Source organism: Pseudonocardia sp. SID8383, assembly GCF_009864975.1.
In the GTDB taxonomy this organism is placed as follows: Bacteria; Actinomycetota; Actinomycetes; order Mycobacteriales; family Pseudonocardiaceae; genus Pseudonocardia; species Pseudonocardia alni.
Genome location: NZ_WWFY01000108.1, coordinates 1 through 6,418, shown reverse-complemented (window position 1 = coordinate 6,418; position 6,418 = coordinate 1). Strand labels below are relative to the sequence as shown.

8 protein-coding genes are annotated in these 6,418 nt (G+C 73.9%); 2 read left to right on the top strand and 6 right to left on the bottom strand.

Annotated features, from left to right (window positions below; genetic code table 11):
- The coding region (locus tag GTW08_RS02570; protein ID WP_161151336.1) for a response regulator at nucleotides 1–470 on the bottom strand (470 nt) is incomplete at its 3' end.
- The gene (locus GTW08_RS32815; protein ID WP_083658130.1) at nucleotides 467–1,594 is read right to left on the bottom strand and encodes a sensor histidine kinase; all 1,128 of its coding nucleotides are present in this window, start codon (nucleotides 1,592–1,594) and stop codon (nucleotides 467–469) included. The genes GTW08_RS32815 and GTW08_RS02570, both read right to left, overlap by 4 nt.
- A 203-nt stretch (nucleotides 1,595–1,797) precedes the next feature.
- On the opposite strand from GTW08_RS32815, the gene GTW08_RS02560 reads away from it, so the two are divergent.
- A complete protein-coding gene (locus GTW08_RS02560; RefSeq protein ID WP_073574478.1) occupies nucleotides 1,798–2,067 on the top strand; it encodes a hypothetical protein in 270 nt (89 codons plus the stop codon).
- 147 nt (nucleotides 2,068–2,214) lie between these two features.
- On the opposite strand, the gene GTW08_RS02555 is transcribed toward GTW08_RS02560, so the two are convergent.
- Genes GTW08_RS02555 through GTW08_RS02540 form a run of 4 tightly spaced genes read right to left on the bottom strand, consistent with a single transcriptional unit; the run spans nucleotide 2,215 to nucleotide 6,217 of the window.
- Complete coding sequence (locus tag GTW08_RS02555) at nucleotides 2,215–4,566, bottom strand: ATP-binding cassette domain-containing protein (RefSeq protein WP_073574477.1); 2,352 nt, start codon at nucleotides 4,564–4,566, stop codon at nucleotides 2,215–2,217.
- A 24-nt stretch (nucleotides 4,567–4,590) separates the two neighbouring features.
- A complete protein-coding gene (locus GTW08_RS02550; protein WP_073575234.1) occupies nucleotides 4,591–5,010 on the bottom strand; it encodes a VOC family protein in 420 nt (139 codons plus the stop codon).
- A gap of 5 nt (nucleotides 5,011–5,015) precedes the next feature.
- Complete coding sequence (locus GTW08_RS02545; RefSeq protein ID WP_073574476.1) at nucleotides 5,016–5,459, bottom strand: helix-turn-helix transcriptional regulator; 444 nt, start codon at nucleotides 5,457–5,459, stop codon at nucleotides 5,016–5,018.
- Entirely contained in the window at nucleotides 5,456–6,217 is a 762-nt protein-coding gene (locus tag GTW08_RS02540; RefSeq protein ID WP_073574475.1) for an alpha/beta fold hydrolase, read from the bottom strand. The genes GTW08_RS02545 and GTW08_RS02540 overlap by 4 nt, the downstream gene beginning before the upstream one ends.
- Before the next feature lie 74 nt (nucleotides 6,218–6,291).
- Between GTW08_RS02540 and GTW08_RS32810 the strand changes: the two genes are divergently transcribed.
- The coding region (locus GTW08_RS32810) for an FAD-binding protein (RefSeq protein ID WP_161151335.1) at nucleotides 6,292–6,418 on the top strand (127 nt) is incomplete at its 3' end.

The following is a 6,418-nucleotide window of genomic DNA, read 5'->3' as shown; positions in this document are numbered from 1 at the left end:
CCGGCGCCGTCGCCGCGGACGATGCCGATCAGCCGCCGGGTGATCGCCGGGGACAGCACGGCGTCGCCGTCGGCGGCGGCGCGGACGGCCTCCACGATCCCCTCGGGCGCGGCGTCCTTGAGCAGGAACCCGCTCGCCCCGGCGCGCAGCGCCCGCACGACGTGCTCGTCGGCGTCGAACGTGGTCAGCACGACGACGGTCGGGGCGTCGGGCCGCGAGGTCACCTCCCGGGTCGCGGCGACGCCGTCGACGCGGCGCATCCGCAGGTCCATCAGCACCACGTGCGGCCGACCCGCGGCGACGGCGGCGGGCACCTCGTCACCGTCACCGGCGTCGCCGACCACCTGGATGCGCCGTACCGGTCCGGTGCCGTCGCCGGGCAGCGCGTGCCCGTCGAGCATCACCCGCAGCCCGGAGCGGACGAGCGGGTCGTCGTCGACGAGCAGCACCCGGATCGCGGTCGCGGTCATCCCGTCTCCTCCCGCCACGGCAGCACCGCGCGCAGCAGGTGCCCCGACGGCGTCGGGCCGTGGGTCAGCGTCCCGCCGGCGAGGGTCTCGACGCGCTCGCGCAGCCCGACCAGGCCGGTCCCGGCACCCTCGGGCGTCGGACCGGCCGCGGACGGCCCGGAGGTGACGGTGACGGTGAGGTCCCGGCCGGGCCGCCCGTCGAGGGCGACCTCGACCCGGGCCCCGGGTGCGTGCCGGGCGGCGTTGGTCAGGCCCTCGCGCACCACCCGGTGCACGACGCCGGCCAGCGGACGCCCCGGCGGGGACACCGTCAACAGCGCCGTCGACCGGAGGCGGACGTCCGCGCCGACTGCGCGGGCCTCGGCGACGAGCTCCTCGACCGCACCGAGGTCGTCGACCTCGTCGGGTACGTCGCCGGTGGGCTCGTGCAGCACCTGGACGATCGTGCGCAGGTCCTCCATCGCGCGGTGGGTGGTGTCGCGCAGCACCCGCGCGGTCTCGCGGACGGTGCGGGCGGGCAGGTCCCCGCGCAGCGCCAGCGCCCCGGCGTGCACCGACAGCAACGACAGCCGGTGCCCGAGCCGGTCGTGCATCTCCCCGGCGATCCTCCGCCGCTCGTCGGCGCGGGCCTGCTCCTCGCGCACCGCGCGCTCGGCCTCGGCGCGGGCGAGCCGCTCGCGCAGGTCGTCGACCATCGCGCGGCGGATCCCGGTCAGCAGGCCCGCGGTCACCGAGATGGCCTGGAACGCCACGGCCCCGCCGAGCAGCACGAGCACCGTCGGCCCGTCGGGGACGTTGCGGTACAGCGTGACCGCGGCGGTCCCGACCGCCAGGGCCAGCACCGGCAGCGTCTCGACCGCGCGGCGCCGGGTCGCGATCACGAACACCCCGACCAGCGGCAGGTAGGTGGCGACGGGCGAGACGAGCGGGCCGAGTACGGCCAGCACCGCGAACACCCGCGGCGACCGGTAGCGCACCGCGATCGAGCCGATCATCGCGAGCCCGACGACGAGCAGCGTCCACTGCAGCACCCCGGCGGTGGCCTGCGTCTCGGCGACGGTGAGCCCGGCGGTGAGCACCGCGACCACCAGCACGGCGGAGATCACGGCGGGGCGGACCGGCACACGTCGACCATAGGGGGCGGACCGGCGCCGTCCAGCAGGTTTCCGCTCGAACGGGACGGCCACCGGTCCCCTCCCGTCTCCCGACCCCCCGGGATCGACCGTCAGCCTGCCGGGCGGCGCGACGGTGGCGCACCCGCCGAAGGTCGTGCGCAGCGCGACCGAAGTCGCCGGGCCGCGTCACCCGGAATGAGTACGATTCGGACATGCCGGAACCGCACAGCCACCGCGAGAGCGGGCAGCACGTCATCGAGCACGCGCTCGACCTCCTGGAGGCGGCCGACAAGGCGCAGGACTACCCCCAGGCGACCGACGGCCACACCGCCGCCACCGCCTACGCGGTGAGCGCGCTGTACCAGGAGATGCGCCACGGCGACGACCAGCTCGCAGTGCTGATCTCCGCGGTGCAGGAGCAGACCGCGGTGCTGCGCGAGATCCGGGACGCGTTGGGGAACGGGGCACGCACCGGGGGCTGACCCCGGACGGCCCGATCCGTTCGCGAGGTGGCCCGCGGGCCACTCCCGGTCCGGCCGGGTGCGGCCGAGGGCTGGTGCACCAGGCCGAGCTCCATCGGCCGCACCCCCGGGCGGACCAGCACCGCGACCTCGTGCCGCGGGGTGTCCTCAGGCGCCGACATAGGCCGCCAGGTGCTCGCCCGTCAGCGTCGACCGGTCCGCGACGAGCTCGGCGGGCGTCCCCTCGAAGACGACCGCGCCGCCGTCGTGCCCGGCACCGGGGCCCAGGTCGATGATCCGGTCGGCGTGGGCCATCACGGCCTGGTGGTGCTCGATGACGATCACCGAGCGGCCGCCGTCGACGATCCGGTCGAGCAGCGCGAGGAGCTGCTCGACGTCGGCCAGGTGCAGCCCGGTCGTCGGCTCGTCGAGGACGAACGTCCCGCCGGACTCCCCCAGGTGCACCGCCAGCTTGAGCCGCTGGCGCTCGCCGCCGGACAGCGTGGTCAGCGGCTGGCCCAGGGTGAGGTAGCCCAGCCCGACGTCGGCGAGGCGCTCCAGGATCCTGTGCGCGGCCGGGGTGCGGGCCTCGCCCGCCCCGAGGAACTTCTCCGCCTCAGCCACCGGCATGGCGAGGACCTCGCTGATGTCGCGCCCGCCGAAGGTGTAACCGAGTACCGAGGCGTCGAAGCGGCGGCCGTCGCACACGTCGCAGGTGGTGGCGACGCCGGCCATCATCGCCAGGTCGGTGTAGACGACGCCGGCGCCGTTGCAGTTCGGGCAGGCGCCCTCGCTGTTGGCGCTGAACAGGGCCGGCTTGACGCCGTTGGCCTTGGCGAAGGCCTTGCGGATCGGCTCGAGCAGCCCGGTGTAGGTGGCGGGGTTGCTGCGCCGCGACCCCTTGATCGCCCCCTGGTCGACGACGACCACGCCGTCGCGCCCGGCGATCGAGCCGTGGATCAGCGAGCTCTTGCCCGACCCGGCGACCCCGGTGACGACGGTGAGCACCCCGAGCGGGACGTCGACGTCGACTCCGCGCAGGTTGTGCCGGTCCGCCCCGCGGATCTCCAGGTACCCGCTCGGGGTCCGCACCGACGGCTTGAGTGACGCCCGGTACTCCAGGTGCCGGCCGGTCAGCGTGCCCGAGGCCCGCAGCCCGTCGAGGTCGCCGGTGTAGACGACGTGCCCGCCGTCGGCGCCCGCCCGCGGCCCCAGGTCGACGACGTGGTCGGCGATCGCGATCGTCTCCGGCTTGTGCTCGACGACGAGCACGGTGTTGCCCTTGTCGCGCAGGCGCAGCAGCAGGTCGTTCATGCGGGCGATGTCGTGCGGGTGCAGGCCGATGGTCGGCTCGTCGAAGACGTAGGTGACGTCGGTCAGCGACGACCCCAGATGCTTGATCATCTTGGTGCGCTGGGCCTCGCCGCCGGACAGCGACCCGGACGGCCGGTCCAGGGACAGGTAGCCGAGCCCGATCTCGACGAACGAGTCGAGTGTGTGGCGCAGCGAGCCGAGCAAGGGCGCGACCGAGGGCTCGTCGAGCTGCCGGACCCAGTCGGCGAGGTCGGAGATCTGCATCGCGCAGGCGTCGGCGATGGAGATGCCCCTGATCTTCGAGGAGCGGGCGAGCTCGGACAGCCGCGTCCCGTCGCAGTCCGGGCAGCGCTGGAACACGATGGCCCGGTCGACGAACGCCCGGATGTGCGGCTGCATCGCCTCCCGCTCCTTGGCCAGGAACGACTTCTGGATCCGCGGGATCAGCCCCTCGAAGGTGACGTTGATGCCGTCGACCTTGATCCGGGTGGGCTCCTTGTAGAGCAGTGCGTTCAGCTGGGGCTTCGTGAAGCTGCTGATCGGCTTGTCGCCGGGGAAGAAGCCGGAGTTGGCGAAGATCCGGCCGTACCAGCCGTCGACGGAGTAGTTCGGGATCGTCAGGGCGCCCTCGACGATCGACTTCGAGTCGTCGTACAGGGCCGTGAGGTCGACGTCGGACACCGAGCCGCGGCCCTCGCACCGCGGGCAGGCACCGCCGACGATCTCGAACTCGCGCCGCTCCTTGACCTGCCGGCCGTTCTTGCGGACGGTCACCGCGCCGGAGCCACTGATCGTCGCGACGTTGAACGAGAACGCCTTCGCCGGGCCGGCGTAGGGCTTCCCGAGCCGGCTGAACAGGATCCGCAGCAGCGCCCCGACGTCGGTGGCGGTGCCGACGGTGGAGCGCACGTCCCCGCCCATGCGCTCCTGGTCGACGATGATCGCGGTGGTGAGGCCGTCGAGGACGTCGACGTCGGGTCGGCCGAGGTTCGGCATGAAGCCCTGGACGAACGCGCTGTAGGTCTCGTTGATCATCCGCTGGGACTCGGCGGCGATCGTCGAGAACACCAGGGAGCTCTTGCCCGAGCCGGACACCCCGGTGAACACCGTGAGCCGCCGCTTGGGCAGCTCGACGGAGATGTCGCGCAGGTTGTTCTCGCGCGCACCGTGCACGCGGATGAGGTCGTGGCTGTCGGCTGCGTGCATGGTGGATCCCCCGTCCGGCCCGTGTCAGGGCCGCTGCTGGATGCGGACCATCGTGCCCGCGGGGTCGCGGAAGGCACAGTCGCGCACCCCGTACGGCTGGTCGACCGGTTCCTGGACGACCTCGGCCCCGCTCGCCTGGAGCCTGTCGAACGCGGCGTCGAGGTCGTTACTGGCGAGCAGCACCGCGGTGTAGGTGCCCTTGGCCATCATCTCGGCGATGGTGCGGCGCTCGTCGTCGGTGACGCCGGGGTCCGCCGCGGGCGGGGCGAGGACGATCGAGACGTCGGGCTGGTCGGGCGGGCCGACGGTGAGCCAGCGCATGGTGCCCTGGCCGACGTCGAGGCGGACCTCGAAGCCCAGGCCGTCGCGGTAGAAGGCGAGGGAGGCCTCGGGGTCGGTGTGCGGGAGGAATCCGGCGTGGATGGTGATGGCGGGTCCGGTCATGACGCTCACGCTAGGGAGGTCGCGGGTCCCGGTGCTTCTCGATTCCTGACCGGTCGGGTGACCTGTTTGGCGACGCACGCCGGGAGCCCCGGTGTGCCGTCCCGGGCGGCGCGCTTGTACGCCGACGGCGGCATCCCGACGAGCTCGGTGAAGCGGGTGCTGAACGTGCCGAGCGAGGAGCAGCCGACGGCGAAGCAGACCTCGGTGACGGTGAGGTCGCCGCGTCGCAGCAGCGCCATGGCACGTTCGATCCGCCGGGTCATGAGGTAGCTGTAGGGCGACTCGCCGTAGGCCCTGCGGAACGCCCGCGACAGGTGCCCGGCCGACACGTGCTCGGCGCGGGCGAGCTCGGCGACGTCGAGCGGACGCGCGTACTCGCGGTCGATCCGGTCCCGGACCCGGCGGAGCCGGACGAGCTCGCGCAGGTGTCCGTCGTCGCGGTCGCTCACCCGAGGAACTCCCGCAGCAGCGCCGCCACCTCGGCCGGGCGTTCCAGGTAGACCATGTGGCCCGCGTCGACGGGGGCGACGGTCAGGTCCGCGCCGAGCGCGTCGCGGCAGGCGGCGATCCAGTCGTCGGAGACGTAGTCGGCCCGGCCGGCGGGGACGACCAGCGTCGGCAGACCCGCCGGTGGGACGACCGCCGGGCGCGCCATCTCCGCCCACGCGGCCACCAGGGACGCCTGGCTCAGGCGCCAGCGCCAGGCGCCGTCGCGCTGTTCGAGGTGCTCGTCCACCTCGGCGTCGACGAGCGCGCCGGGGACGTCGGCCCAGCTCTCGGCCTTGGTCGCGCGGGCGGCGTCGCGGGTCGGGAACGTGACGTCGGCGCGGGTGTCCTCGGCCGCGTCGAGCATGTCCTGCGGGTCCAGCCCGAGTGCGGGGTCGAGCAGCGCGAGCCGGTCGACGCGGTCGGGAACGGTGCGCGCGAGGTGCGTGGCGACGGCGCCGCCGAAGGAGTGCCCGACGACGGCGGCGCGCCCGACCCCCTCGGCGTCCAGCACCTCCACCAGGTCGGCGACGTGGCGTTCCAGGTTCCACGGCGGCGCCCACGGCGACCGCCCGTGGCCGCGGACGTCGACGGCGATCCAGCGCAGCCGGGGCAGCGCCGCGAACAGCGGCCGCCAGCGCAGACCGTGGCCGGTCACGCCGTGGACCGCGAGGACCGGCGGCCCGGCGGGGTCGCCGGCGTGGTGCACGTACAGGGACATGCACCCATTCTGCACGTTTGCCGTTTCAGCAAGGAAACTTGCCGTTGCGTGCGGCTGCTCGTCAGGCTGGGGACATGGACACAGCACAGCGCCACGACGTCGTCGTGATCGGCGGCGGCCCGGCCGGACTCAACGGGGCCATGATGCTCGCCCGCTCCCTGCGGTCGGTGGTCGTCGTCGACTCCGGCTCGCCGCGCAACG

Bases quoted from the DNA above. Each gene is read 5' to 3' on its own strand.
- GTW08_RS02560 (WP_073574478.1), top strand. From the start codon at position 1,798: ATGCCGGAACCGCACAGCCACCGCGAGAGCGGGCAGCACGTCATCGAG.
- GTW08_RS02555 (WP_073574477.1), bottom strand. From the start codon at position 4,566: ATGCACGCAGCCGACAGCCACGACCTCATCCGCGTGCACGGTGCGCGC.
- GTW08_RS02550 (WP_073575234.1), bottom strand. From the start codon at position 5,010: ATGACCGGACCCGCCATCACCATCCACGCCGGATTCCTCCCGCACACC.
- GTW08_RS02540 (WP_073574475.1), bottom strand. From the start codon at position 6,217: ATGTCCCTGTACGTGCACCACGCCGGCGACCCCGCCGGGCCGCCGGTC.